Origin of the sequence: Psychroserpens algicola, assembly GCF_014526325.1 — a bacterium.
Taxonomy (GTDB): domain Bacteria; phylum Bacteroidota; class Bacteroidia; order Flavobacteriales; family Flavobacteriaceae; genus Psychroserpens; species Psychroserpens algicola.
Genome location: NZ_JACNMJ010000005.1, coordinates 248,569 through 275,156 on the forward strand (window position 1 = coordinate 248,569; position 26,588 = coordinate 275,156).

Consider the following 26,588-nt stretch of genomic DNA (forward strand, 5'->3'; position numbering starts at 1 on the left):
AAACTAATTAAATGGGTTATTTCCGCTCAGAGGTAATAGCTTTTAGCTTTTTCAATACTTTAGTATAATGATTATTAAATGCTTCAACGTTGTCTTTAGTTGGGTTATTAAGTACATCTTCTAAGTATGGAAAATTCTCCAATTTCATGATGTCATTTTTAGAATTTTCAAATAACGATTTAATCAGTTCAATTCCATTTTTATTAGCATCGCTCTGAGATGACACCATAGCTTGTAAGGTTGGAGATTGGGATTGATTGATTTTTGGTGCATCAACCTTATCTTTTCCTGTTTCAAACAACACAGGCTTATAATTTGGATTGACATCAGCCAACGCATTTTGCATTTGGTTCATGACTTGTTGCATATCATTAATAACATTAGACATATCATTCGAATTGATACCGACAGCAGTATTGATGTAAGAAAACAGCGCATCACCAGTTGAAGCTTCCCAAGCTACACCAACAATTCTTTTATAATCCAATGCTTTCATATCATTTGGACTTACTGCCATAGCTAAACCATCGTTATTTCCTGATGGTAAAATATAATCGCCTTTACTCACTTTCCCAATCACCTTAACAGGAATTTGACCTAAAAAGGCAATCTCTTTATAGTTACGCTCATCTTCTTGACTTGGCATTGCACCGATTACCATTGGGTTTTGAGATACCACCATAAATTGTTCAGCATTAGCAAACGACTTAGACACCTCTCCTCCTTTTACACCTACGACATCTCCAAAAGTTAACACTTCATTCACATCATACTTTTTTAACCACTCGGCATAATCGGCACCACCAGATTCAAAAGCTGCACCTTTATTAATCTCATTATAAGCGATATATGCTGATAGTTGAATCCCTTGTGTAAATGATTGAACTGTTGCCCATACCACATCATCACAATCGCCTGCAAGACCAATACCAAGAATACACGCAGTAAGATTAATTCCAAAGTTAATTAGTGCTTCAACAAAATCTATGGTTTCAAATAATAATCCAAGCGTATAGTCATTATTAAAATATTGCAATAAAACTCCTGGCACTCCTGGAGGCGGAGCATTATCATCGTCTTCAATTTCTTCGGCTTCATCTTCGTCTGGCTCATCAATAATAGACAAAATAATATCTCTACTTACTCCTGATAAGGTTTGAAAACCTTCAATACGACCAACTACAGTTCCGTTATCATCCCAAAAAGACACAAAATTATGGCTTCGACCTGGACTTACTTCTGTAACTTTTATAGCAATGCCATTCTTACTACCTTCGACTTTTAAAGGATAAGAATCGTAAGTAAAATCTGTTTCTAATGGCATTTCTGCTCTAATCAAAACTGGTCCTAAAAGAGAACTACTATCATCAACCTGAAGGGTTCCTGTTAAATGTGTTGGTGCTCCATTTTCAACATTTAAATTATCATTCAACACGGTTAAACCATCGACCTCTAAATCATCATTTAAATCGGTTCTTCCATCAACATTAAGGTTACCTGTTAAATTCGCTAGATTAGCATTATTGACATTAAATGCATTATTGATGTTGGTTACACCATCGGCAGTTAAGGTATTTAAACTCGAATGTTGGTTGACCGTTAAATTATCAAAAACACCATCTGTAAAAAAGGCCGTTCCAAACACATACAAATCACCAGACAATGTGGTTGTACTTTGATTATTGACAAAGAAATCACTTTCAATATTGGTTTCTCCATCTACGGTCAAGGTTCCTGATAAGCTTGTCGGACTTTGATTATTGACCGACAAGCTATTGTTTAGGTTGGTTTCACCATCGACATCTAAGGTAGATGTTGCAATGATTTCGCGATGTTTAACATAGGGTATATAAGTCAAATTTTGATTACTGAACAGAACTAGTCCGTTGCCATCAAATAAATCAATTTCAACTTTGAGTTGCTTAGGATTATCCCAATAAATCTGATCAAATACTGAAGGGCTCTGACCAGTAATTTCGCCTTGACCAATCATAAGATTAATCATTCCAAACAGATCGGTTTCTGTTAGATGTGTTTCTTGATACACTAGTGTACCAGCTCCATCTTCGATCGTAAATCGAACTTCTAAAGGCTTATTTGGTAAATTATTATCTGGAATATCAACTCCTGGGATTTCTTGCGGATTATTATCGATAATCACTGCTTGATAGTTTATGCCATCTGTTTGCGCAAATGCGATGACATTAAGCATAAAAAATGCAATTAAAAATGTAATCTTATTCATTGGTTTTGGTTTTAAAATGGGCAATTACAATTGGGTAGATTAATAATAATCCCAAACCCAAATTGATGTGCCGATAATTTTAATGTTTCCTTATCTGTAGCATTCCCTTTATCTAGCAATGCTGTTTTTCCTATCGTATAATTTGCTGTTATTGATGTATTTCTTGTTATAGGATACGTCATCATCAATCCTCCTCTTAAAAAAAAAATATTATTATTGAATTCCTCTTCACCAACAAGGTTAAACACCTGGTTATTTATCGTTTGATTGCCTTGTATTAAAAATTCTGCAGATACAGAACCTTTCAGAAAAAAAGAAAAATCACGAACTCTAAACAACCTATAATCCAATCCAGCCTCTACACCTAAATACGTGACATCCCATTCAAAAAAATTGTCTAATGTTCTGTCACTTCCTATAGCGCCATATCCTGAATAAATTGCTCCTAATGAGACAAAGAAAGTGTCATCATTATTTATGACATCTCTGTATCCTATTTTTAAATAGGTATTCGATTTGGATTGCAGGTTTTCTAACTCATTTCCTTGAGAGTTTTTATAATCAAACGCTGAACTGGTTTTACCTAATTCTAAATACAATTGCTGACTATAACTATTACACGCTAATGCCATACATATAAAAAAGACAATACGTTTCATAGGTTATCGTCTTACGAGTTTAGCAACCAAAATTTCTGTCCGCATTTGCAACCTAAAAATGTAACTTCCAGAACTCAAATCCCCAAAGTTGATTACTAAAGTTTGCATGGGATTAAAAACCTTATCGTAAACCAATCGCCCTAAAATATCGTGCATGGTCACTGTAACCACATCAAAAATGGGTTCCTGAAATTGAACGTTAACATGATCTGTAAATGGATTGGGGTAGAAAAACCCCAAAAGCTTATTATCTAAGTTTTCAGAAATTAATGAAGCATCTAAAGGCTGTAAAAACCCTTGACGTAAGCTATGGTTATTAGCATTGTAAGTACGAATAACACTTTGTTGTCCTATACTCTCTTGTATATAATAACTTTTGGCGTTAGCATATACCATATGAGTTGATCCTTGAATCCCTAACGATTCGCGTTTTAAAGTTTGTGCAGATCCTAATGAAAAGATGAGCATTAAACTTGTAATAATCCAGTTTTGATGTGACATAATTAACTCGTTTAATTTTATCGAAGGTAGGACAGGGAAATGCTAAAAAAAAGAGAAAATGTCCATGTCCACCCTTTGTCCACCATCAAAAAAACAAGTCATTTGAAAATTTAAAGATATTTATAACACGTAAATAAAACACAAATTACAATATTCAATAAACTGATTATCAATAACTTATTAAATAACAATAAATGTTATTATCTTAGATAATCTAACCACCGCAAAACATGGAATCAAAATTGAACCTCAAAATTGTCCCATTTTTAAAATTTCGGAAGAATGTCTACTTAAAGGTGGACATTAGTATTTTTTTAATTCTACTCTTTCTATTTTCATTTTCTTTTAGTTTAAGAGCTCAGAACATGCAAAACGTGGATAGTCTAGAAACCGTTTTAAAAGGTGAAATAGACACCAAAGAGCGTTACGATACTTTGGCTAGATTATGGAATATTGTAATTAATGCTGATATAGATAAATCTATGAGCGTAGCAAAATCAATAATTGATTTAGGTAAATCCAGTAAAACAGACTCTATTACTTACTATGGCTATGAGCGAAAAGCAGTAACACACTCCTATAAAAGTGAATTTGACTCGTCTAGTGTCTATTTCAGAAAAGCATTAGGTTATTATTCTGCACAAAAGGCCTATTCCAAAGTGGCAAGCATACAGCGTAACATTGGTCAAGATCATAATTTATTGGAAAGTTTAGATAGCGCCTATTACTACTATGATTTAGCAGAAAAGAATTTTGCATTAGGAAAAGATACTGTAGGAATTGGAGATGCTTATATTTCTAAGTCTGTGGTAAACTTACAAAGAGGCTATTATAATTTAGGCTTAGATTATGGTATTAAAAGTGCAAGAATAGCCGAGAAATATGACAATCAGTTAGAACTTCACCAAACCTATTTGACACTAGCATCTATTTACCAATCAATGAACGATACGATTAATGCAATTGATTATTATGACAAAACAGCACAGTTTTTCAAAGCAAATAATTACAAAAGGCAATATATAAGCATGCTCATATTGAAGTCTGAATTATACAACACAACCAATACCTTAGAAAAAGCAGTTGCACTCGTTGATGAAGGGATTGAGCTTTCAAAAGCTCTAGAAGATTATAGTCGTTTGGGGAATTGCTATGGCGTAAAAAGTAAGCTATATCTTACAAAAGGAGACACAGAAAAAGCCATGAAATACAATGATAAGTCATTAGAAATAAATATAAAAATTGATGATAAATACAGCATTTGTAGTGACTACAAAGATAAGGCAACAATATATTTAAAGCGCAAAGACTATAACAATGCCATCCGTTATGGGACCATAGCACTAGATGCTGCCAGAGATATGAATCTGGTTGAAATTGAAATGAATACACAACTTAATCTTTCAAAAAGCTATGAAGGAATGAATAATCACAACGCAGCTTTAACAGCATACAAAGGATATCAAGAAAGAAACAAAGAATTTTATGACTCTAAAAAATCCAAACAGATGGAAGAGTTAAAGATTGTTTATGAGACTGAGAAGAAAGAAAAAGAGTTAGCCTTGCAAGACGCAGAAATTGAAGTCTTAAGACAACAAGAAGTCATTTCTAAAAATCGTCAACGCTTATTAGGCATTGGAAGTTTACTGTTAGTAATGTTCGGAGGAGCTTTAATATATGGTCTTCGTCAAAAAATGAAACGCAATAAAGTAGAACGGGAAAAGCTAGATGTTGCTCTAGAATTTAAGGAAAAAGAACTTACGACTCACGCCTTGCATCTCGCTCATAAAAATGAAGTCTTACTGGATTTAAAATCACAGCTTAAAGATTTAAAATCTAATTCTGATAATTCTAAAAGCTATCAAAAAGTCATAAACACTATTAATTTAGACATCAATAACGATCAAAACTGGGAACAGTTTAGAGCCTACTTTGAAGATGTACATAAAGACTTTAATGCCAAGGTTATGAAAAATTATCCTGAAGTTTCGGCAAACGACTTAAGATTAATGTCACTTTTAAAGATGAATTTATCCTCTAAGGAAATTGCCAATATTTTAAACATTTCTGCTGAAGGTGTTAAAAAAGCACGATATCGTCTACGTAAAAAACTCAACCTGTCAACAGAAGATTCATTACAAGAATTAGTCATCGAACTGTAACATCCATTTAAAAATTAGAATTATGAAACTTCAAAACTGGTGCCTATTACTATTATTATTGGTTGTTTCAGCATTAAAAGCTCAAACTAAAGACCATGATAGTTTATTGCAAATTTTAAAATCCCAAGAAGGTTTAGAAAAATTAAAAACCTTAGAGCAATTATATACGAGTATTCGTTTTAAAGACATGAACAAAGCTAAAGACTACGCCATTGAAGCCTTACAATTGTCGGAGTCTCTCAATGACGATTTAGGCATTGCTACAGCGAGTTACAGAATGGGATCTCTTATGAAAAGGGTCAATTTAGATTCGGCTCTGTATCATTATGACAAAGCTCAAAAGTTTGCTGTAAAAGCTAATAACAGAGAACTAGAAGGTTTTATTTATGGAGGCATGAGCGATGCTAAACGACTAAAAGGTGAGTATGACAAAGCACTTGAACTTACAAACAAATCAATGGATATAAGTCGAGAATTACATGATTGGCTAAATGTTAGTATTTCATTGCAAAATAAAAGCAGTATTTATCGAAATAAAGGCAACTACACTTTAGCCTACCAAAACTCTATAGCTGCTCAAAAAATTATGGATACTATCTCTGGGCAAGCTTTAAGAAAAGCCGATCTCTTAAAAGATATTGGAGAAATAGAATACCATAGAGCCAATTACGATGATGCCATAACAAATTACAAAAATGCCCTAAGTGTCTATGAAGCTGAGGAAGATTTTGAATTTGGAGCTATGACCTTAAATAGAATCGCAAATTCTTATATCGCATTGAAGTCTTTTGATAATGCTAAGCAATTTGCAGAAAAAGCAGGAAAAATATCTAAGGAAAAAGGCATGACCAATAATTATAATATATCGCAAATTAATTTAGGAATTGTACTGAATGAAACTGGTAATTATGAGCAAGCTAAATCCATTATAGAACAGACATTAAAATCGTTTAGAGAAGAACAAAATATTAACGCCATTTATTCTACCTTATTGGTGTTAGGCCAAATCTACGATAATATGAAATCATATGATCAAGCAGAAGCATACTATAACGAAGGGTTATTAATCGCAGATACCATCAATGCACCCAGAGAATCACAAGAGTTCTATTTGTACAAATCTAAACTCAACTTTAACAGAGGTCAATTCAAACAAGCTTATTTGGATCAAGAGCAGTTTATCAAATTAAAAGACAGCCTTTCGGAAGTCAATAATGAACGTAATATTGAAGAGCTCATCACGATATATGAAACTGAAAAGAAAGAGAAAGAACTTGCGCTTCAAAAAACTGAAATTGAAGTCTTAAGACAACAAGAAGTCATTTCTAAAAATCGTCAACGCTTATTAGGCATTGGAAGTTTACTTTTAGTAATGTTTGGAGGAGCTTTAATATATGGTCTTCGTCAAAAAATGAAACGCAATAAAGTAGAACGGGAAACATTAGATGCATCGTTAGAATTCAAAGAAAAAGAACTCACGACTCACGCCTTGCATCTCGCACATAAAAATGAAATATTACTGGATTTAAAATCACAGCTTAAAGATTTAAAATCTAATTCTGATAATTCTAAAAACTATCAAAAAGTCATCAACACTATTAATTTAGATATCAATAACGATCAAAACTGGGAACAGTTTAGAACCTACTTTGAAGATGTACATAAAGACTTTAATTCTAAAGTGATGAGAGCGTATCCAGAGGTCTCGGCTAACGATTTGAGACTCATGTCGCTTTTAAAGATGAATTTATCGTCAAAGGAAATCGCCAATATCCTGAACATCTCTACTGAAGGCGTTAAAAAAGCACGATATCGTCTACGTAAAAAGCTCAACCTGTCTACAGAAGACTCTTTACAAGAGTTAGTTATAGAACTATAAATCAATTGATTAAGTAATTTAGTCCACTTATTGTCCAATAAAAATTATTGGAGTGTCCACGAGTTGTCCACTATTAAAATTTCAATTCAAAATACACACCTTCTATGTTTGTACTGTCATTAATTTGACAACCAGTTTTGTGGTGCCTTGCTCTGGTTATGGCTGCAGACTAACCAGTTGCAAGACGCTACGAAAACTCTTAACAAACCACAAAACAATAGTATTATGAATGTCTTAAACACAAACCCATTTAAAATTAGTCTCATCCTATTATCCGTGATATTCATTACTGTATCGTGCAGTAGTGAAGATGACTCTTCAGATGGTTCACCTACTAATAACAATATAGAGGTTTCTATCGATGAATATCCTAGCACTGGTGAATTAATTACTACGATTACATCAAATTTATCTGGAAATTTAACATTTAATATCACCTCTCAATCAATTTCGCAAGCTGTTGACATCAACGGAAGCTCGGGAGAATTACGCGTATTAGCTTGGCAGGTTTATGACTTTGAAACCAACCCTGTAATTACCGTGACCATCGATGTGAGTAATGGAACAGAAATTGAAAACAAAGTCATTATTATTTCAATTAACAACACTGATGATATTTCGTCATTTTTGGGTAATTCGAGAACCGCTTATATCAATGCTTCAAACGGTGAATGGATATTGATAACACAAAGTGAGTACAATGATCTCGCCAATTATTTATCTAATGTGTCTAAAAGTGGACAATCAGATAATACTTTCCAAAGTACATCAGGAATAAATACTGGAGGAGCTAACTTTACTGTTTCTAACAACAATGCACCAACAATTCCAGAAGGCAGCTATTTATTTGCATTTAGGTATTATTGTAATCAGAACAATATCGTAGATACCAATGTAAAGGTTTCCGAAACCTCATATCAAAATAATTTTGAAACCATCGGCTCCAATCTCCCAGAGCACAATGCAGGATTCAATTACTTCGTACTTAAAGGCAATAATGCACAAACCTCAACTACAGCATATTTAGGTATTTATGAATCTAATTCTATTGGTTATAAAAATTTTAATGGAACCTCTTACTTTTATGAATCTGGTGATGCTGAAGATTTAACAAACGATAGTACCAATCGCTCCTATTTATATCAAGGTTTAAGTACAACATTAAAACAATGGGATTAGCCAAAATCACGTTAGTTTGTTCAAAAAGAGTAAGTATTATGCTTGCTCTTTTTTTTGTTGTATTTAAAATTTAAAAAACTTGTTTTATCTTTAAAATTCCAATACAACAATTATGGATGCTGCACTACAAACGATGATTAACAACATGCCAGAAAAAACTGGTAAATCTTTAGATGAATGGAAAACCATTTTAAAAGCTAAGGCTTTTACGAAACACTCTGAAGGTCTTAACTTTCTAAAAAAAGAACATGGCGTCACACATGGGTATGCTAATACTATTATTTTATTATCTAAAGAGGAAACTCCTTCTGAAGATGACTTGGTAAGCAATCAATACAAAGGGAAAGAAAGCCTACGCCCTATTTATAAAGCACTTATTACTACCATCAAACCCTTCGGAAATGACATCACTATAACACCTAAAAAAACTAGTGTTAGCGTGATTAGAAAACGACAATTTGTGCTTATCAAACCTGCGACTAAAACCCGAATTGATCTCGGATTAAAATTACCAGGCGTACCAACCACAGAACGTTTAGGTAATTCTGGACCTTTTGGAACCATGTGCACACATCGTGTACAACTTACTTCGGAAAATGACATCGATGCAGAGTTAATTGGCTGGATGAAAGAAGCCTATAACCACGCAAACTAAATCAAAATTCACTTCGCAAGTTAAACTCATGTTAATAGCAGACTCAAAAACATACCGACTAGTATTTTTTATTACATTTGCACATGAAACAAGAGCAAAAATCTGAACTCACCAGACAATTGATTCTCAACGAGTCCTTCAATTTGTTTTATAAACATGGATTTAAAGCTACGAGTGTTGATAAAATCATGAATGCAACTAACCTCACTAAAGGCGCTTTTTATCATCATTATAATAGCAAAAAAGAATTAGGACTTGCTGTGATAAGTTCAAATTTGCAAAAGCGTGTTGTTGACGGTATGATCACACCACTACATCAAAAGGGAGACGCCTTAAAATTATTGGAAGATATATTTTCAACGCGTTTAAAATCCTTTTCCTTAGAAGAAAAACAACATGGCTGCCCAATGAATAACCTTATCAACGAAATCGCAGATACAGAAGTCGCTTATCAAGTAGCCTTAAAGGCTATTATTGACAAATGGACTACAGCTTTGATTGAACTTATTGAAAGAGGAAAAACCGAAAACACCATAAAGAAAGATATTTCGAGTAAGGCAGTTGCAATATATCTAATTAGTGCTTTTGAAGGTGTTAGAGGTATTCGAAAGCTTTATGATGATGATCTTATTTTAAATCAATACATTTCTGGGCTTTCATTTTATCTTAAACAACTAAGGGCTTAACTCTTAGATGTTGTTCAATTATTAAAAACTAAAAATCACATCTTTAAACCAATAAAATTATCCTATGAAAATTAAAATGTTAATCCCAATCTTAAGTTGTTTAATATTATCATGTAACAATGGTAAATCTACTTCGCCTAAAGAAACGATTGAGGAGAAAAATGAAACCGTACAAAAATTTGATAATAAAGGGCATGAACTCGTTTTTGGAATCACTCAAAAAACAGGAAATTACCAAACGCTTTTAGACAAAAAAGATGTCGTATATACCTACACATATAAAACACCAGATGGCAAGATGGATGTATCTACCGAAAAATACATTTTTAACGGTGAGTTATCTTATGGTGCTTACAAGCAACATGAGAGAACACTTCCAAATCTTGAAGGTCTTATCGAGCAAGGTTATGATGGTAAAAACTACTGGCTTAAACACAATGGAACGGTCTTAAATGATGACACCTATTTAAAGCGTGTTAAGTTTAACAGACCAACTAATTTTTATTGGTTTGCCATGATGCAAAAACTACTAGATCCAGGATTAAATTATGAGTATTTAGGTGAAAAAACTATAAACTCTAAAGTTTACGATATAGTAAAAGTTTCATTCGAATCTAAAGATGGTACACCTAAGGATATTTATCAGCTCTACATCAATAAAGATACCCATTTAGTGGACCAGTTTTTATTTACAGTAGCCGATTTCGGTGTTATGGAGACGCCATATTTAATGACATTAGACTATGAAACCGTAGATGGCATTCTGATTCCTACAAAACGTCGATATAAAAAATCGAATTGGGATGCCGAGGTTACCAATGACCCATGGATTCAAGTCACTTGGTCTGATATTAATTTTAATAATCAATTATCGAAAGAAACGTTTAACAAGTAATTTCTAAATAAAACCAGAAACAACGGTCATACATAAAAACAACATATGAAAAAGATTATTCAAATTGCATTAATTACCCTAACTGTAAGCGGAGTATTTGCTCAAGACAAACACTCCCTATGGTTAGACCTAGAATTATCAAATTATGAATATCCTTATCCTGTTGCTACACTCAATTTAAACATTCAAGGTCAAGATTTAAACATGGCTTACATGGATGTTAAGCCAGAGCACCATAACGGTAAAAACATAATTCTTTTTCACGGAAAAAATTTCAATGGCGCCTATTGGAAAACCACCATTAAAGCTTTGACAAATGAAGGGTTTCGCGTCATAGTACCTGACCAAATTGGTTTTGGAAAATCGTCTAAACCTCAACATTTTCATTATACATTTCAACAATTAGCACTAAATACCAAAACACTTTTAGACACTTTAGAAGTAGAAAAAACAGCTGTTTTGGGACATTCTATGGGTGGTATGTTAGCAACCAGATTTACCTTAATGTATCCTGAAGTGACTGAAAAGCTAATTTTAGAAAACCCAATCGGACTTGAAGACTGGAAATTAAAAGTCCCTTACAAACCTGTCGAGTGGTGGTATTCTAATGAGCTTAAAAAAAATTACAAAGGCATAAAAAAGTATCAACTAACAAATTATTATGACAATACATGGAAATCTGAATATGATGAATGGGTGAATTTACTTGCAGGCTGGACCCTAAATTCGGATTATAAAACGATTGCCTGGAATAATGCCTTAACTTATGATATGATTTTTACTCAGCCAGTTCTCTATGAGTTTAAGAATATTACCACTCCAACATTACTTATTATTGGTACCAGAGACCGAACTGCTCTAGGAAAACCACTGGTTTCTGAAGAAGTAAAACAGACCATGGGATTATATAGTGAATTAGGTAAGAAAACACAAAAAGAAATACCCAATTCGGAACTAGTCGAAATAGAAAACGTTGGGCATTTACCTCATATCGAGAGGTTCGAACGCTTTATTAAGCCCTTACTAAAGTTTCTAAAAAAGTAATGGTACAAACTGTGTATATTAACAAGAACTGATAGACAAGACTCAACCATCAAGACTGCTTAAAACAAAGCCTTGATGCATTATATGACTTTAGCGTACAAATCAAAATCTTCAGCTTCTATGACTTTGACTGTAGTAAATTCTCCTGTTTTTAAATAGGTCTCTGATGCATCAATTAAGACTTCATTATCGACGTCTGGCGAATCATATTCGGTACGACCAACAAAATAATTTCCTTCTTTACGATCGATAACCACTTTAAATTCTTGTCCGATTTTAGCCTGATTCAATTCCCAGGAAATCTGTGACTGAATTTCCATAATCTGGTTGGCTCTGTCAATTTTCACTTCTTCAGGCACATCATCTTCCAAATTGTAAGCGTGAGTATTTTCTTCGTGCGAATAGGTAAAACAGCCCAAACGTTCAAAACGCATTTCTTTAACCCAGTCTCTTAAGGTTTCAAAATCTTCTTGGGTTTCTCCAGGATAACCTACGATAAGTGTAGTTCTAATAGTCATTTCAGGAACTTTCGCTCTAAATTCCTTAAGAAGCTTTGTCGTCTTTTCCTTTGTTGTTCCGCGGCGCATGCTTTTTAAAATCGAATCTGAAATATGCTGCAACGGAATATCTATATAATTACACACTTTTGGCTCTCGGTTCATCACATCTAATACATCCATCGGAAAACCTGTTGGAAAAGCATAATGCAAACGAATCCACTCTATCCCATCCACTTTAACTAAATGTTCAAGTAATTCGGCAAGATTACGTTTTTTGTATAAATCTAATCCGTAGTAAGTTAAATCCTGAGCAATCAAAATCAATTCTTTAACACCATTAGCGGCTAATTTTTCAGCCTCGACAACAATCTCTTCAATAGGTGTACTTTTGTGTTTACCACGCATCAACGGAATTGCACAAAAACTACAAGGGCGATCACAACCTTCAGCAATCTTCAAATACGCATAATTTTTCGGTGTCGTAGTTAAACGTTCTCCAATCAACTCATGCTTATAATCGGCGCCTAAAGCTTTTAGTAATTGAGGTAATTCGGTCGTTCCAAAATATTGGTCGACATTAGGAATCTCCTTTTGTAAATCTGGTTTATAACGCTCACTTAAGCAGCCTGTCACAAAAACTTTATCAACTTCACCTGCTTCCTTTTTCTGCATAAATTCTAAAATCGTATTAACGCTTTCTTCCTTTGCATTATTGATAAAACCACAAGTATTAATGACAACGACATTCCCTTCCTCTTCATGAACAACGTCCTTTCCGCTGGCTTTTAATTGTCCCATTAACACTTCGCTATCGTACACATTTTTGCTACAGCCTAGTGTGACGACATTGATTCTATTTTTCTTAAGTGATTTAGTTCTCATACTCAAATTTCAGTGCGCAAAGATACACAATGATTATTGATATATTTGTGTTGAAGTGATTAAACCTTTTCAATGAGACATAGTCTAAAACCGAAACCATTAAGATGAAACCAATCTACTTTATCAGTTTTTTTGTGTGCTGTATGTTCTTTTTTACATGTTCATCAGATGACACACAAACTCCTGAAGAACAGCAAGAAGAAGAGGAACAAGAGCAACAACCTGAGACTATTTACTTTCCGTCATTAGATACTACAGTCTTATGGGAAACTGAATCTATCGCAGATTTAGAATGGAACACATCAGAATTACAACCGCTTTTAGATTTCCTAGAGGAAAAAAACACTAAAAGCTTTATCGTGCTTCACCATGGAAAAATTGTTATTGAAACCTATATGAATGGTCACAACGACACCACGCCTTGGTATTGGGCCAGCGCCGGAAAAGCCTTAACAGCAACAATTACTGGTATCGCTCAAGATGAAGGTTATTTAGATATTAATGCTAAGGTATCTGATTATTTAGGAACTGGTTGGACTAGTGCAACATTAAATCAGGAGAATTTAATTACCTCTAAGCATTTATTATCAATGACATCGGGTTTAGATGATACTACTGGTGATGGTGTGTCGTCAGATAATTTACAATATATTGCAGATGCAGGAACGCGCTGGGCTTATCATAATGTGTATGTAAAACTACAAGATATAGTAGCTCAATCTACCAACAATACATGGGATGCTTATTTTGACACCAAATTGAAATCTAAAATTGGGATGAGCGGTTCGTGGATACCTTTAAATGATTTAAATGTATATTGGAGTAATACACGAAGTATGGCACGTTTCGGACTCTTAATTTACGCCAACGGAAAATGGGAAGACCAGCAAATTGTCTCAGAAAGTTATATAACTGCAGCGACCAACACATCTCAAGACATCAATTTAGCTTATGGATATTTATGGTGGCTCAATGGAAAATCAAGCTATCACTTGCCACAAAGTCAGTTTGAATTTCAAGGTGAACTCACACCTAATGCGCCAGCCGACATGTTTGCTGCACTAGGGAAAAATGATCAAAAAATTTATGTGGTACCTAGTAAAAAACTGGTCGTGATAAGAATGGGCGAAGCTGCTGACGATTCAAATTTTGCACTGTCTAATTTTGACAATGAGCTTTGGGAAAAAATATCAGCTTTAACCAATTAATTATAAGATTCAGGTGCTTTTCGCATTTTAGAAGCTTGTTCGTAAACATAAGCCCATTCTAGAAGTTGTTTTTCTCTCAAACGTGAGCTTATAAATGTCAGACCTTTTGGTACACCTTCTTCGGTATAACCCATTGGAACTGTTAAGGCAGGATATTCGGCAACTGCAGCAAAACCTGCATGATAATTATTAACAGAAAGTATCCCATCCAAATTATGAGCAGTCATTGGCTCATCAAAAAAGCGCTGTCCGTTTGTTTTCAAAACTGTTTTAAGTGCTTCAAATTCGTTATCTGTGCTTGCATCTTCAGATATACCATGAAATAGTTTTTGTCCGTAAGGCATCACATTTAAACTATCTGTTTGGTTGAAAGCCATTATATCTTCAATAGATGCATAACCAAGTTTAGAATTTCCGTAGTCAGCTAAGTAAGCTGCTAAATCCTTTTTCATATCCAGATTGAGCAACCTAATAAATTCAGGAAGTTTAACATCCAAAGCTTCAACTTCAATAACCTCTGCGCCTTCTTGCTTCAAAACTTCAACAGCCTGAGCGTAGAGTTCATCTTCCATAAGCTTTTTAAATGCTCCAAAACGTTTTCCTTTTAGTGATACATCTTCAAGAGACCTATAATAAAACGGACTTTCCCATAAATTATAAATTGCTTTCGGGTCTGCTTTATCTTCTCCGAAAAGCGCATCCAGAACAATAGAATTATCGGTCACATTTTTGGTAATAGGTCCAGCTGTGTCAAGGGTGGAAGAAATAGGTACAATGCCACTACGACTTAATAACCCAACTGTAGGTTTTAAACCAACGACAGAATTTTGACTTGCAGGCGATAAGATAGAACCTGCTGTTTCACTTCCTATTGCAGCCACACAAAAATTAGCTGCAGTAGCAACTCCACTACCCGAACTAGAACCACCTGTATCAATAACTCTTCTCCCGTAAGGGTTTAACGTTTGACCACCTATAGCACTATATCCGCTCGGACAATCTCCACAAAAGAAATAAGCCCACTCACTCAAATTTGCTTTTCCTAATATCAATGCGCCTTTGGCTTTCAGCTGTCTTACAATAAAGGCATCTTTAGTGGTATTATTTTGCAAAGCCACAGCTCCAGCTGTTGTTGGCATATGTGCCGTATTGATATTATCTTTTAATAAAATTGGCATTCCAAAAATGGGATGCTTTAGTTTTTTATTTAAAAGCTCCATATCTTTTTGCCTGGCTTCTGCTATAACATTAGGGTTGATACTTATGACCGAATTTAATGACAGTGGATTGCCTCGATCAAATTTCTGGATGCGATACAAATAAAACTTTGTTAAGTTCTCATAGCTTAACTTACCACTAACCATATGCTTCTGAAGCGTTGGAATGTCTTGCTCTAAAATAAGAGGTTTCAACGCTTGGTATTGCTGTTCTGAAAAATCATTTAAATCGGCATTGATGGCATCCCAAAGCTCATTCGTATTGATGTATTTAGAATCTAAAACTTTAAATTCTCTAAAGTCCTTAGTAGAAATCGCACTGATATCATTTTTATCTTTTTGATGTTGAGACACTGTAGTAGCATCACTTTCTTTAGACATATCTTTCCCTTTTTCTTCGGAAGGCTTACAGCTATAGGCTAAAAAAATAAAGCTGATTATAAATAAATATCGCATGGTTTGTGTTTTTTAATAAAAATAAGGAAAAAACGAATGAATACGTAGTGAAAATAAAAACGCATCAAAATTAGTTGTTTTGATGCGCGTTTATATAAACTAGTATTGAGATTTCTTCTTAAATCGTACTCATATAATTAGTCAACTTAATTAAATCATCTTCTTCTTTTAAATTGATACGTTCTTTCTTTATGTAATCTTTTAAAGCATCAGCTTTAGCTGGAAATGTCTTAAGCAATTTTCGTTGTTTAGGCTCTATTTTACGAGGATATTGCTCATTCTTATCAAGCATATAATAATCGTCATAGATGGTAAATCTAGCAGCTCTATCAGCCTGATTTGGTGTTGCTGCTTTTTCGGCTGGAGTTAATACACATCGCTTTCTAACCAACAAAGTATACTTATCTGTTGTATTGACCTCAATGAAGTAGCTGTTAGTTGTGTTCCCATTATCATCATTATAGTAATACGACTTAATTGTTTTACCGTCTAAAATAATTTTGCTATTGTTAGACTTTAAAAAAGCATCATATTTAGGTGTTTTACTATTAAAATTCTCAGGACTAACATCTGTTAAAATCTCAATTTGATCATTATAAACATTATATCTTATGTAAAAATGTCCTTGAGATTTCCCATTTAAAAAATACTGACCATCTTTAAATGATTCATTGAGATAAGGTGATCCCTTTATATCTGAAAATTCTATAGGATTTGAGCGTTCCTGTACATTCAATTTATCTCTGATAACTTGTTTCAAACGCCATGAAGCTTCATACTGATTTGGGTCTCCAACAACAGCCTGAGCAACAACAAAGTTTGAACTTAACATCAAGGCTATTAAGACTATAGCAACTAAATTTTTCATATATTATATTTCGATTTTCTTTAAAAATAATTAAAATTAATTATTTAAAAAAGGAGTCAACAAACTCATACTTGTTAAATACTTGTAAATCTTCAATTCCTTCACCAACACCAATATATTTAACTGGTATTTTAAATTGGTCACTAATGCCAATCACAACACCACCTTTGGCAGTTCCGTCAAGTTTTGTAACTGCTAAAGATGTAACTTCTGTAGCGGCAGTAAATTGCTTTGCTTGTTCAAAAGCATTTTGACCTGTAGAACCGTCTAATACAAGTAATACATCATGAGGAGCATCACCTACTACTTTTTGCATCACACGTTTTACTTTAGTCAGCTCATTCATTAAGTTAACTTTGTTGTGTAATCGTCCGGCAGTATCAATTATAATCACATCGGCGTCTTGATTTACACCAGACTGTAAGGCATCAAAGGCAACACTAGCAGGATCAGATCCCATTTCTTGGCGAATCATTGGAACATCTACACGATCAGCCCAAACCTGAAGTTGATCTATGGCTGCTGCCCTAAAGGTATCTGCAGCACCAAGAACGACTTTTAAACCTTTCTTTTTAAACTGATAGGCTAGTTTACCAATAGTTGTCGTTTTACCAACGCCATTCACTCCAACGACCATAAGCACGTAAGGCGTTTTGGTGCCATTATCTTGTTTTGGCAGTTCGGGAATCACATAATCGGTCTCTTCACCAGAATTGGTCTCCGATAATAGGCCAGCAATTTCTTCACGTAAGATTTTGTTTAACTCTGAAGTTCCCAGGTATTTATCCTTAGCAACACGTTCTTCAATACGCTCAATCACTTTTAAAGTCGTATTAACACCAACATCACTACTTACTAAAATCTCTTCCAGATTATCTAAAACATCGTCATCGACTTTAGATTTTCCAGCAACAGCTTTGTTTAATTTTGAGAAAAACGAAGTTTTCGATTTCTCTAACCCTTTGTCTAGGGTTTCTTTTTTTTCCGAAGAAAATATTTTTTTAAAAAAACTCATTCGTCATACATATTTATAAGTTCTTGTCAAATGTCGAGCCGAAATTCACAACTGCTATTTTGTCAGAAAACCGTTCAAATATAGCCATAAAAAAACTGCTTTCAAATCTGAAAGCAGTCTGTTATTAAACGAAATATGTTTAATTTATTTTTTGTTTAAAAAATCATTGACAAACTCTGGTGCCATTACTGACTCAACGAACATGTAAGCGCCAGTTTTAGGTGATTTTACCATTTTGATTGCTTTTGTAAGTCTTTTAGATCCTGTTTGTAATGATGCTACTGATTTCTTTGCCATGACTCTATATAAGTATTACTTGAGTTTATTACTAAAAACTCTAATTATTATTTAATCTCTTTGTGAACAGTCATACGCTTTAAGATTGGATTAAATTTCTTAATCTCCATTCTATCTGGCGTATTCTTTTTGTTTTTTGTAGTAATGTAACGAGACGTTCCTGGTTGTCCAGACTCTTTGTGCTCTGTACATTCTAATATCACCTGTATTCTATTTCCTTTTTTTGCCATTGTACGTGCCTTTAACGCGTTATGCTATTATTTTAAAAATCCTTTGGATTTAGCTTCTTTAATTGCAGCAGAAATACCAACCTTATTGATCGTTTTTAATGCTGAAGTTGATACTTTTAAAGTTACCCACTTATCTTCTTCAGGAATATAGAAACGCTTTTTGATTAAGTTAGCGTTAAATTTACGCTTCGTTTTATTCATCGCGTGAGATACGTTGTTCCCAACCATCGCTTTCTTTCCAGTAAGTTCACAAACTCTTGACATTTCTTTCTAACTTTATATGATGTTATACTGCCTATCCTCCAATATCTTCCATAGATATTTTTAAACAGGGTGCAAATTTAAGAAAACTTTGTATTACAGGCAAACTAAAAGTGCTACTTTTTTAAAATTTCTTTTTGTAGCATTTCGAAGGCTTTATTTGCCGCTTTATTTATCACTTTCACACGATGATTTCCAAGGCTAAATTTCTCAGAATAGACACTACTTTTAGTAGCTATGGCAATATATACTATTCCTAAATCTTCTGCCGTATCATCTTTAGTTGGACCAGCATTTCCTGTGGTTGCGATAGCATAATCGGTGTTTAGTAACGTTCGAGCATTATGTGCCATCGCTTCTGCAACTTCGGCACTGACGACAGAATGGGTATTGATTAGATCTTCGGAAACCTTAAGTACATTAATTTTTGTTTCTTTAGTATAACTGACGATGCTTCCTTTAAAATATTTTGAAGCACCTGCATTTGCTGTAAAACGTTCGGCTATTAATCCTCCTGTACAACTTTCGGCAGTGGCTATTGTTTTTCCGAGTTGGGTTAATTGTTTTCCAATGACAGCTTCAATAGACAAATCCTCTTCATAACCAACAAAAATATCATGAATTAATGGAAGTAATAATTGCGTTTGTTTATCCATTTCAGCTTCAACCATCGCTTTATCATTTGCTTTTGCAGATAATCTTAAACGTACGCGACCTAAACTTGGCAAATATGCCAGTTTAATAAAGTCTGGCAATTCATCTTCAAAAGTTTCAATACGGCTAGCGAGAGTACTTTCTCCTAAGCCATAGGTTAAAAACGTTTTATGTAAAATGTATGGAAACTGAAATTGACGTCTTAGTTTCGGTATCACCTCATCATCAATCAGCGCTTTCATTTCGTAAGGCACACCTGGTAGCACAATAAAAACAGTCTTATTTTTTTCAATCCACATTCCAGGAGCACTACCATATTTATTCATCAATACCTCAGCTTTTGAAGGTACCAAAGCCTGATCCAGATTCACCTGAGTGATTGGTTTTTTAATGTAGACTTCCCAGAGATGCTCAATATTTTTTCGAACAGTAACATCTTCAATTAAGGTGTCATTAAAATATTTGGCAATTGTTGTTTTGGTAATATCATCTTTAGTGGGTCCGAGACCTCCTGTGAGAATGACAATATCAGCATTTGTTTCGGCTTCGTATAAGGCTTTTAAGATATGTTTTTTTTCGTCTTGTACCGAAGTGATTTGATACACCGAAACACCTATCTTATTAAGTTGCTTTGCTATAAAAGCTGAATTTGTATCTACTATTTGTCCGATAAGAATCTCATCACCAATAGTAATAATTTCTGCTTGCATTAGATGTTAAAGTCTTCTTTGAGTTCTGCTGAAGCTTTTTCAACGGCAGTGAGTACGATTTCTAATTCGTTAGAGCAGTCTTCACCTACTTTTTCAAATTTACCCCAATCTTGAACAACTATAAGGTCTTGAAGAACTCCTAATTCGAACAAATCGACTGTTGGTTTCATTTTATGAGCCGCTTGATAGGTATTGTAGTAATCCTCTTCAGCTACTGCTTTTTTGAGTCGTTCAGCATCTACTGGTACTTCTTCTAAAAAAGCTTCAGCTAATGTTTGGATAAAATCCATATCATTATCTGCCAATTCACGAACTCTTGATAATTTGTAATGTTGTTCCATTATTTTACTGTAATTGAAAACAATTGTTTGTCTTCTATATATCCTTTTAATTTATCATTAGCAATAACTTTGCCAACTCCTGACGGAGTTCCCGTAAAGATAATATCTCCAATCTTTAAAGTAAAATATTTTGAGACATATTCTATGAGTTCATCAATTTTCCATAGCATCAAACGTGTATTTCCGCTTTGAACGACGGTATCATTTTTATGCAAACTAAAATGGATGTCATCCACATTTTCAAAATCACTTTTAGGCAACCAGTCTCCAATCACAGCAGCTCCATCAAAGGCTTTTGCTTTTTCCCAAGGCAAACCTTTTGCTTTGAGTTTGGATTGCAAATCACGTGCTGTAAAATCGATACCTAAACCAATTTGATCGTAATATTTGTGGGCAAATTTTTTGGCGATATGCTTACCGACTTTATTTATTTTGACTAACACTTCTACTTCATAATGGACGTCATCAGAGAAATCTGGAATAAAAAACGGTTGCTTTTTTAATAATATAGACGTGTCAGGTTTTAAGAACACGACAGGATCTGAAGGTTTTTCATTATCGAGTTCTTTGATGTGTTCGGTATAATTGCGACCTATACAAATGAGTTTCATTGTCTAGATGTATTAGTTAGTTAGATTGAAGTTTAGAATAATTTATTATTAAAAGCTCTCAATTTGATGGCAGTTAGCACCTTTTTAGTGTACAAAGGAAAATCGGCATTGAGTAACCAACCAAAATAACCAGGTTCTTTTTCTAAAACTTCGGTGACAAGTTTTCCTTTATGTTTTCCGAATGAGAAACATTCGTCACCTTCTTTATTATAAGCAATAAATCCTGCGAAGTCGGCAAATTTCTTACGTGAACTAAATTCGGCTAAAAACTTCGTATCATTTTCCAATTCTTCATATTTGTCTAATTGTGCTTTTAAAACTTCATAGGTCGCTAAGGTATCCGCTTCGGCACTATGCGCATCATCTAGATTTTTTCCGCAGTAAAACTTATACGCCGCACTTAAGGTACGTTGTTCCATTTTATGAAAAATAGTTTGCACATCAATAGATTGTGTGTTTTTCATATCAAAATCAACCTCAGCACGTAGCATTTCTTCTGCAAGCAACGGGATATCAAAGCGATTGGAATTAAAACCACCCAAATCTGAATCCTTAATCATATGATATACGTCTTTCGAAATCTCTTTAAAGGTAGGTTTGTCGGCAACATCAGCATCAGAAATCCCATGAACCAATGTCACTTGAGGTGGAATAGGAATTGTTGGATTGACACGCTGAGTGTAGGTTTCCTCTTTTCCGTTAGGATGTACTTTTAAGATGGAAATTTCAACAATTCTATCACTAGTAATATTAATTCCTGTAGTTTCTAAATCGAAAAAACAGATGGGCTTTGTAAGATTGAGTTGCATGCGTTTTAATTTTTCACAAAGGTAATTAGATTAATGAATTATAGAGGTCGAAGCCAAAAATAAACTTTCGTCCTTGAAACTTATTTAAAACTAATTCGTCATGTAATTGAATAAAAATGCAATAGAAATAAATTATTACGTCTTTATAGTTGAGAGCTGTATTAAAGCACAATGAACCAATCAGAAAATAATAAAAAATTAAACACATTTTTTAACGAAGAATACTCTTCTCTTAAATCTTATGTAAGCTCCAATTTAAAAGCGAGTGTCAATAAGGATGCAGAAGACATTATTCAGGATGTGGCTTTAAAACTGTTTACTAGTGCTGACAGATATTCACCAATTAACAACGTTGCAGGCTTCGTATATCGTGCAATTCGAAACAAAATAATAGACGTTATGAGGTCTTCAAAAAAGCCTCATGTGAGTTATGACACACAAAATGAAGCAAAGCTGACAGAGCTTACACACTTGATTTATGATACAGCATCAGATATATATCCTGAACAAATGAAGCAAGAATTAAAAAATGCCATTATCAATCTGAAGCCAAACTATAAACATATCATTATCGCTATTGACTTTGAAGGCTACACGTATAAAGAAATAGAAAAAGAAACAGGTGTTCCGATTGGGACATTAATGTCTCGTCGTCATAGAGCCATTTCACTATTATATAAAACGTTAAAATCAAAACAAGAAATTATTAATAAATAAAAAATTATGTCAAATTATTTTAAACACAAAATGAGAGGCAAATCTCCAGGAGAAATTGCCGGAATGATCATCTTCGGAATCATATTTATTACTGGCTTAGCTATACTGTTTGGCTTTGTTATTATGTGGTTATGGAATTGGTTGATGCCAATGATTTTTGGACTAACAACATTAACGTACTGGCAGGCTGTTGGCGTTTTTATATTAGCTAAAATACTCTTAGGAGGTTGTGGCGGTTTTGGAGGTAAGGACAAATCTTCTTCAAAAAAATCCAGCTGCACAAAGGAGTCTAAAGGAGAATTTTCAAAATGGAAGCACTATGATGATTTTTGGAAAGAGGAAGGCAATAAAGCCTATGATGATTATGTAAATCGATTAACCAGTAATAACGACACCAATGATTAGCCAATACTACATAAAACAGAAACAAAACATTCAAATTCATGTTTTTAAAACAAATATCAATAGCGATACTGATGTAAAAACTATTGGTACATTATTGAATTCTAACCCATACATAAAAAACTGGAGTGTTGATTTGGAAGATATTGATAAGGTGTTAAGAATAGAAGCCAGAAAACAATTACATGAAAATGATATTGTCAAGCATTTAAACACAAAAGGTTTTTATTGCGCTACATTAGAATAATAGATGTACTACAAGCGCCCTTGAACTTAAAAAAGCACAATCAAATGATTGTGCTTTTTTTATGATTTGATTCCTGAATTAGGAATGTTATTTAAATCTCCCTGTTAGAATCCCAGGCTTCTAGATAGTCTTTTACGGCCTTTACAAATTGTCCGCCTAAAGCACCATTAACCACTCTATGGTCATAAGAGTGCGATAAGAACATTCGGTAGCGAATACCGATGAAATCACCTTCAGGAGTTTCTACAACAGCAGGTACTTTTCTAATGGCACCAAGTGCTAAAATCCCAACTTGTGGCTGGTTGATAATTGGTGTCCCCATAATACTTCCGAAGGTACCAACATTAGTTACCGTATAAGTTCCGCCCTGAATATCATCAGGCTTTAATTTGTTATCTCGAGCGCGTGTTGCTAAGTCATTAACTTTTTTAGTCATACCTACCAGGTTAAGCTGATCGGCATCTTTAATAACAGGAACAATTAAATTACCATCAGGTAAGGCAGCGGCCATTCCTAAATTGACATGTTTTTTCTTAACAATAGTATCACCTTGAAGTGATATATTCATCATTGGAAAATCACGTAAGGCTTTAGCTACGGCTTCCATAAATATAGGTGTAAAGGTTAAATTTTCACCTTCACGCTTAAAGAACTCGTCTTTAACTTTCTTTCTCCAATTCCATATTTTAGTCACATCGGCTTCAATAAAACTCTGTACATGAGCTGATGTTTGCACAGATTCTACCATATGATGCGCAATAAGTTTACCCATCCTGGTCATTTCTATAATCTCATCATCACCACTAGCGATTACAGGAGCTGACTCTTGTTTTTTATCAGCAACAACGGGTTGTGCTGGAGTTACTTTTGGTGCTTCTGGTGTTGCTACTTTAGCAGGAGTTGGTTGTGTCCCTCTATGTTCAACATAAGAAAGAATATCATGTTTAGTGACGCGACCGTCCTTACCAGAACCTGAAATCGTATCTAATTCAGATTGTGAAATCCCTTCTTGTTTGGCTATATTTCTAACTAAAGGAGAATAAAAGCGATCCCCTGAACTTACAATAGGAGCTACTGTATCTTGAGCTGCCACAACAGTTTTTTCAACTTCGGCAACAGCTACAGGTTCTGAAACTGTATCCTGAGCTATAGGTTCAGAACTAGATGTTTCACCATCATCATCACCATCAATTTCAATTACGGCTATAGTTTGTCCGACCTGAACAACATCATCAACTTCAAATAGTTTTTCTACCAAAACACCATCCACTTCACTAGGCACTTCACTATCTACTTTATCTGTAGCTATTTCAAAAACAGCTTCATCAGCTTCAATAGTATCACCAACTTCTTTTAACCAAGATGTTATCGTTGCTTCAGCAACACTCTCTCCCATTTTTGGAAGCTTTAGCTCAAATTTTGCCATATCTTTAATCTAGGGTCTATAAATTGTTATTCGGTTGCAAAATTAATGAAAAATCAGTACAATCACTGAGATTATTTCAATTAATTGTTTTTGAAAGTAATCACCTCTCCTCTACTTTTAGAGTCATTACTTCCGAGGATAAAGTTAGAGTTTTTTGGTAGAATTTTAAATGTTGCAGAACAATTTTTAGGTCTATCAGATAAGATTTGGATGATGGACTTAAAACTAAACTGATTATTATCTAAAATATATTCGGTGTTATTTTCGTAACTATTAAAATGAGATTGCAGTGTTATATCTTGTGCTAAAACCTTTTTTAAAGGCATGATCATTTCTGAAGACACTAGCTTATAAGCGTCAATGCGCTGCTTTTTATTTTTTGTATCGCCTTTAATCAATGGCATAATCTTAATCCCTAACCAAACTAATATATCAAAAATGATGTTGGATTTAAAATGCTTATTGTAAAATATCTGCATCGCACCATAAAATCGTTTGGCGTATGTTTTATCTTTTAAAGTACTTTCACCTTTGTAATGAATGGCAGTTATCTCACCATTATACAAGTTGGTATAACCAGCCTGGGTCACTTTATAAGACAGATCAATATCTTCGCCATACATAAAATAGTCTTCATCAAATCCGTTTACTTGATCATACACTGCTTTTGGGAGCAACATAAAAGCACCAACGAGTACAGAGACTTGTCCAATTGACTTGTCATCAAGATGAGACACATAGTATGGTTTGGATATACCAAGCATTTTTTTGACAGCGACTAAGGGTTTAGGAATATGCCGTTTACTTTCGGGGAGAAATCGACCTTGACCGTCAATTAAGCGACAACCAACAATACCACTATTTTTTTTCGCTTCGGAAAATTTTAAAAGCCTTTCAAATGTATCTTCAGCAACAACTGTATCAGGATTTAAAATGCAAATATAATTGCCTTTAGCCTGAGCCACACCGATATTATTTCCTTTGGAAAACCCATAGTTTTCAGAATTCTCGATAAGTTTAACTTTTGGAAACTGGCGTTTGACCATAATACAGCTATCGTCTTGTGACAAATTATCAACTACAATTATTTCGGCATCCAAATGAACCAAAGCCGCTTCTACACTTCTCAAACAGAGTTCCAGAAAATGACAAACGTTGTAATTTAATATGACGACAGAAAGTTGCAAATAAAGGCTATTAAGATTTTAATGAGGCTTCGAACGGAATCCTGTTGATAATACTTCGGCCAAGAGTTACCTCATCGGTATATTCTAATTCGTTACCTACAGAAATTCCTCTTGCTATGGTAGACGTTTTTACATCGTAATCTTGAATTTGTTTATAAATATAGAAGTTAGTTGTATCGCCTTCCATAGTTGATCCCAGAGCAAAAATGAGTTCTTTTACGACACCTTGCTTTACTTTTTCAACTAGAGACTGAATGTTTAATTCGTTGGGACCAATACCATCCATTGGTGATATCTTTCCTCCTAAAACGTGGTAAAGGCCTTTAAATGAACTTGTATTTTCAATCGCCATTACATCTCTAATATCTTCAACAACACATACCACATCTTCAATTCGATTAGGATTTGCACAAATCTCACACGTATCAGTATCACTAATATTATGGCAACTTTTACAGAATTTAATTTCTGTACGCATTGTACTTAATGCATTAGCAAAATCAAGTGTTTGCGTTGTAGGTTGACGCAATAAATGCAATACTAGACGTAATGCTGTTCGCTTACCAACACCAGGTAATTGAGACATTTCATTTACCGCATTTTCTAATAATTTTGAAGAAAATTCCATAAGTGCGAATTTACAAT

28 protein-coding genes are annotated in these 26,588 nt (G+C 34.1%); 11 read left to right on the top strand and 17 right to left on the bottom strand.

Annotated features, from left to right (window positions below):
- Positions 1 to 16: 16 nt before the first annotated feature.
- Genes H7350_RS11960 through H7350_RS11970 form a run of 3 tightly spaced genes read right to left on the bottom strand, consistent with a single transcriptional unit; the run spans position 17 to position 3,405 of the window.
- Complete coding sequence (locus H7350_RS11960) at positions 17 to 2,245, bottom strand: hypothetical protein (protein WP_204346161.1); 2,229 nt, start codon at positions 2,243 to 2,245, stop codon at positions 17 to 19.
- An 11-nt stretch (positions 2,246 to 2,256) separates the two neighbouring features.
- Positions 2,257 to 2,904 carry a hypothetical protein gene (locus tag H7350_RS11965; RefSeq protein WP_204346162.1) on the bottom strand — a complete coding sequence of 216 codons (648 nt, stop codon included), beginning with the start codon at positions 2,902 to 2,904 and terminating at the stop codon, positions 2,257 to 2,259.
- Positions 2,905 to 2,907: 3 nt separating this feature from the next.
- Entirely contained in the window at positions 2,908 to 3,405 is a 498-nt protein-coding gene (locus tag H7350_RS11970; protein ID WP_204346163.1) for a T9SS type A sorting domain-containing protein, read from the bottom strand.
- Positions 3,406 to 3,770: 365 nt separating this feature from the next.
- Between H7350_RS11970 and H7350_RS11975 the strand changes: the two genes are divergently transcribed.
- The 7 genes from H7350_RS11975 to H7350_RS12005 all read left to right on the top strand — a co-directional run bounded on the left by H7350_RS11975 (position 3,771) and on the right by H7350_RS12005 (position 11,905).
- The gene (locus H7350_RS11975; protein WP_204346164.1) at positions 3,771 to 5,567 is read left to right on the top strand and encodes a tetratricopeptide repeat protein; all 1,797 of its coding nucleotides are present in this window, start codon (positions 3,771 to 3,773) and stop codon (positions 5,565 to 5,567) included.
- 22 nt (positions 5,568 to 5,589) lie between these two features.
- The gene (locus tag H7350_RS11980) at positions 5,590 to 7,446 is read left to right on the top strand and encodes a tetratricopeptide repeat protein (RefSeq protein ID WP_204346165.1); all 1,857 of its coding nucleotides are present in this window, start codon (positions 5,590 to 5,592) and stop codon (positions 7,444 to 7,446) included.
- A 225-nt stretch (positions 7,447 to 7,671) separates the two neighbouring features.
- Positions 7,672 to 8,625 carry a cadherin repeat domain-containing protein gene (locus tag H7350_RS11985; protein ID WP_204346166.1) on the top strand — a complete coding sequence of 318 codons (954 nt, stop codon included), beginning with the start codon at positions 7,672 to 7,674 and terminating at the stop codon, positions 8,623 to 8,625.
- A 112-nt stretch (positions 8,626 to 8,737) separates the two neighbouring features.
- Positions 8,738 to 9,280, top strand: coding sequence for a DUF4287 domain-containing protein (locus H7350_RS11990; RefSeq protein WP_204346167.1), 543 nt, complete (start codon positions 8,738 to 8,740; stop codon positions 9,278 to 9,280).
- Positions 9,281 to 9,363: 83 nt separating this feature from the next.
- Positions 9,364 to 9,966, top strand: coding sequence for a TetR/AcrR family transcriptional regulator (locus tag H7350_RS11995; protein WP_204346168.1), 603 nt, complete (start codon positions 9,364 to 9,366; stop codon positions 9,964 to 9,966).
- A 64-nt stretch (positions 9,967 to 10,030) separates the two neighbouring features.
- The gene (locus H7350_RS12000) at positions 10,031 to 10,861 is read left to right on the top strand and encodes a DUF6503 family protein (RefSeq protein ID WP_204346169.1); all 831 of its coding nucleotides are present in this window, start codon (positions 10,031 to 10,033) and stop codon (positions 10,859 to 10,861) included.
- Positions 10,862 to 10,906: 45 nt separating this feature from the next.
- On the top strand, positions 10,907 to 11,905 hold the full coding sequence (locus tag H7350_RS12005; protein WP_204346170.1) for an alpha/beta fold hydrolase: 999 nt from the start codon (positions 10,907 to 10,909) through the stop codon (positions 11,903 to 11,905).
- Between the two features lie 80 nt (positions 11,906 to 11,985).
- On the opposite strand, the gene rimO is transcribed toward H7350_RS12005, so the two are convergent.
- Entirely contained in the window at positions 11,986 to 13,287 is a 1,302-nt protein-coding gene (gene rimO / locus H7350_RS12010; RefSeq protein ID WP_204346171.1) for a 30S ribosomal protein S12 methylthiotransferase RimO, read from the bottom strand.
- A gap of 104 nt (positions 13,288 to 13,391) precedes the next feature.
- Here rimO and H7350_RS12015 point away from each other — a divergent pair, with 104 nt between their 5' ends.
- Entirely contained in the window at positions 13,392 to 14,495 is a 1,104-nt protein-coding gene (locus tag H7350_RS12015) for a serine hydrolase domain-containing protein (RefSeq protein WP_204346172.1), read from the top strand.
- Here H7350_RS12015 and H7350_RS12020 read toward each other — a convergent pair.
- From H7350_RS12020 to H7350_RS12065, 10 genes are all read right to left on the bottom strand, one after another.
- Entirely contained in the window at positions 14,492 to 16,168 is a 1,677-nt protein-coding gene (locus H7350_RS12020; RefSeq protein WP_204346173.1) for an amidase family protein, read from the bottom strand. The genes H7350_RS12015 and H7350_RS12020 overlap by 4 nt on opposite strands.
- Positions 16,169 to 16,286: 118 nt before the next feature.
- Positions 16,287 to 17,036, bottom strand: coding sequence for a hypothetical protein (locus tag H7350_RS12025; protein ID WP_204346174.1), 750 nt, complete (start codon positions 17,034 to 17,036; stop codon positions 16,287 to 16,289).
- Between the two features lie 40 nt (positions 17,037 to 17,076).
- Positions 17,077 to 18,051 carry a signal recognition particle-docking protein FtsY gene (ftsY, locus tag H7350_RS12030; protein ID WP_204346175.1) on the bottom strand — a complete coding sequence of 325 codons (975 nt, stop codon included), beginning with the start codon at positions 18,049 to 18,051 and terminating at the stop codon, positions 17,077 to 17,079.
- A 144-nt stretch (positions 18,052 to 18,195) separates the two neighbouring features.
- The gene (locus tag H7350_RS12035) at positions 18,196 to 18,348 is read right to left on the bottom strand and encodes a DUF4295 domain-containing protein (RefSeq protein WP_008271041.1); all 153 of its coding nucleotides are present in this window, start codon (positions 18,346 to 18,348) and stop codon (positions 18,196 to 18,198) included.
- 47 nt (positions 18,349 to 18,395) lie between these two features.
- Complete coding sequence (gene rpmG / locus H7350_RS12040; RefSeq protein ID WP_007648529.1) at positions 18,396 to 18,578, bottom strand: 50S ribosomal protein L33; 183 nt, start codon at positions 18,576 to 18,578, stop codon at positions 18,396 to 18,398.
- A 27-nt stretch (positions 18,579 to 18,605) separates the two neighbouring features.
- On the bottom strand, positions 18,606 to 18,842 hold the full coding sequence (gene rpmB / locus H7350_RS12045; RefSeq protein ID WP_204346176.1) for a 50S ribosomal protein L28: 237 nt from the start codon (positions 18,840 to 18,842) through the stop codon (positions 18,606 to 18,608).
- 113 nt (positions 18,843 to 18,955) lie between these two features.
- The gene (locus H7350_RS12050; RefSeq protein WP_204346177.1) at positions 18,956 to 20,203 is read right to left on the bottom strand and encodes a competence/damage-inducible protein A; all 1,248 of its coding nucleotides are present in this window, start codon (positions 20,201 to 20,203) and stop codon (positions 18,956 to 18,958) included.
- Positions 20,203 to 20,544: an Hpt domain-containing protein gene (locus tag H7350_RS12055; protein WP_204346178.1), complete on the bottom strand. Its 342-nt coding sequence runs from the start codon at positions 20,542 to 20,544 to the stop codon at positions 20,203 to 20,205. Before H7350_RS12055 ends, H7350_RS12050 begins: the two co-directional genes overlap by 1 nt.
- Positions 20,544 to 21,155, bottom strand: a complete 612-nt coding sequence (locus tag H7350_RS12060) for a fumarylacetoacetate hydrolase family protein (RefSeq protein WP_204346179.1) — start codon at positions 21,153 to 21,155, stop codon at positions 20,544 to 20,546. The genes H7350_RS12055 and H7350_RS12060 overlap by 1 nt, the downstream gene beginning before the upstream one ends.
- A gap of 32 nt (positions 21,156 to 21,187) precedes the next feature.
- On the bottom strand, positions 21,188 to 21,964 hold the full coding sequence (locus tag H7350_RS12065) for a 3'-5' exonuclease (protein WP_204346180.1): 777 nt from the start codon (positions 21,962 to 21,964) through the stop codon (positions 21,188 to 21,190).
- A 171-nt stretch (positions 21,965 to 22,135) separates the two neighbouring features.
- Between H7350_RS12065 and H7350_RS12070 the strand changes: the two genes are divergently transcribed.
- Genes H7350_RS12070 through H7350_RS12080 form a run of 3 tightly spaced genes read left to right on the top strand, consistent with a single transcriptional unit; the run spans position 22,136 to position 23,330 of the window.
- Positions 22,136 to 22,681, top strand: a complete 546-nt coding sequence (locus H7350_RS12070; protein WP_204346181.1) for an RNA polymerase sigma factor — start codon at positions 22,136 to 22,138, stop codon at positions 22,679 to 22,681.
- A gap of 6 nt (positions 22,682 to 22,687) precedes the next feature.
- Positions 22,688 to 23,086, top strand: coding sequence for a hypothetical protein (locus H7350_RS12075; protein WP_204346182.1), 399 nt, complete (start codon positions 22,688 to 22,690; stop codon positions 23,084 to 23,086).
- Positions 23,079 to 23,330 carry a hypothetical protein gene (locus H7350_RS12080; protein ID WP_204346183.1) on the top strand — a complete coding sequence of 84 codons (252 nt, stop codon included), beginning with the start codon at positions 23,079 to 23,081 and terminating at the stop codon, positions 23,328 to 23,330. Before H7350_RS12075 ends, H7350_RS12080 begins: the two co-directional genes overlap by 8 nt.
- Before the next feature lie 91 nt (positions 23,331 to 23,421).
- On the opposite strand, the gene H7350_RS12085 is transcribed toward H7350_RS12080, so the two are convergent.
- The 3 genes from H7350_RS12085 to recR all read right to left on the bottom strand — a co-directional run bounded on the left by H7350_RS12085 (position 23,422) and on the right by recR (position 26,571).
- Positions 23,422 to 24,756, bottom strand: coding sequence for a dihydrolipoamide acetyltransferase family protein (locus H7350_RS12085; protein ID WP_204346184.1), 1,335 nt, complete (start codon positions 24,754 to 24,756; stop codon positions 23,422 to 23,424).
- 80 nt (positions 24,757 to 24,836) lie between these two features.
- Positions 24,837 to 25,943, bottom strand: coding sequence for a glycosyltransferase family 2 protein (locus H7350_RS12090; protein ID WP_204346185.1), 1,107 nt, complete (start codon positions 25,941 to 25,943; stop codon positions 24,837 to 24,839).
- A gap of 10 nt (positions 25,944 to 25,953) precedes the next feature.
- Positions 25,954 to 26,571 carry a recombination mediator RecR gene (gene recR, locus H7350_RS12095; RefSeq protein ID WP_204346186.1) on the bottom strand — a complete coding sequence of 206 codons (618 nt, stop codon included), beginning with the start codon at positions 26,569 to 26,571 and terminating at the stop codon, positions 25,954 to 25,956.
- Positions 26,572 to 26,588 lie beyond the last annotated feature (17 nt).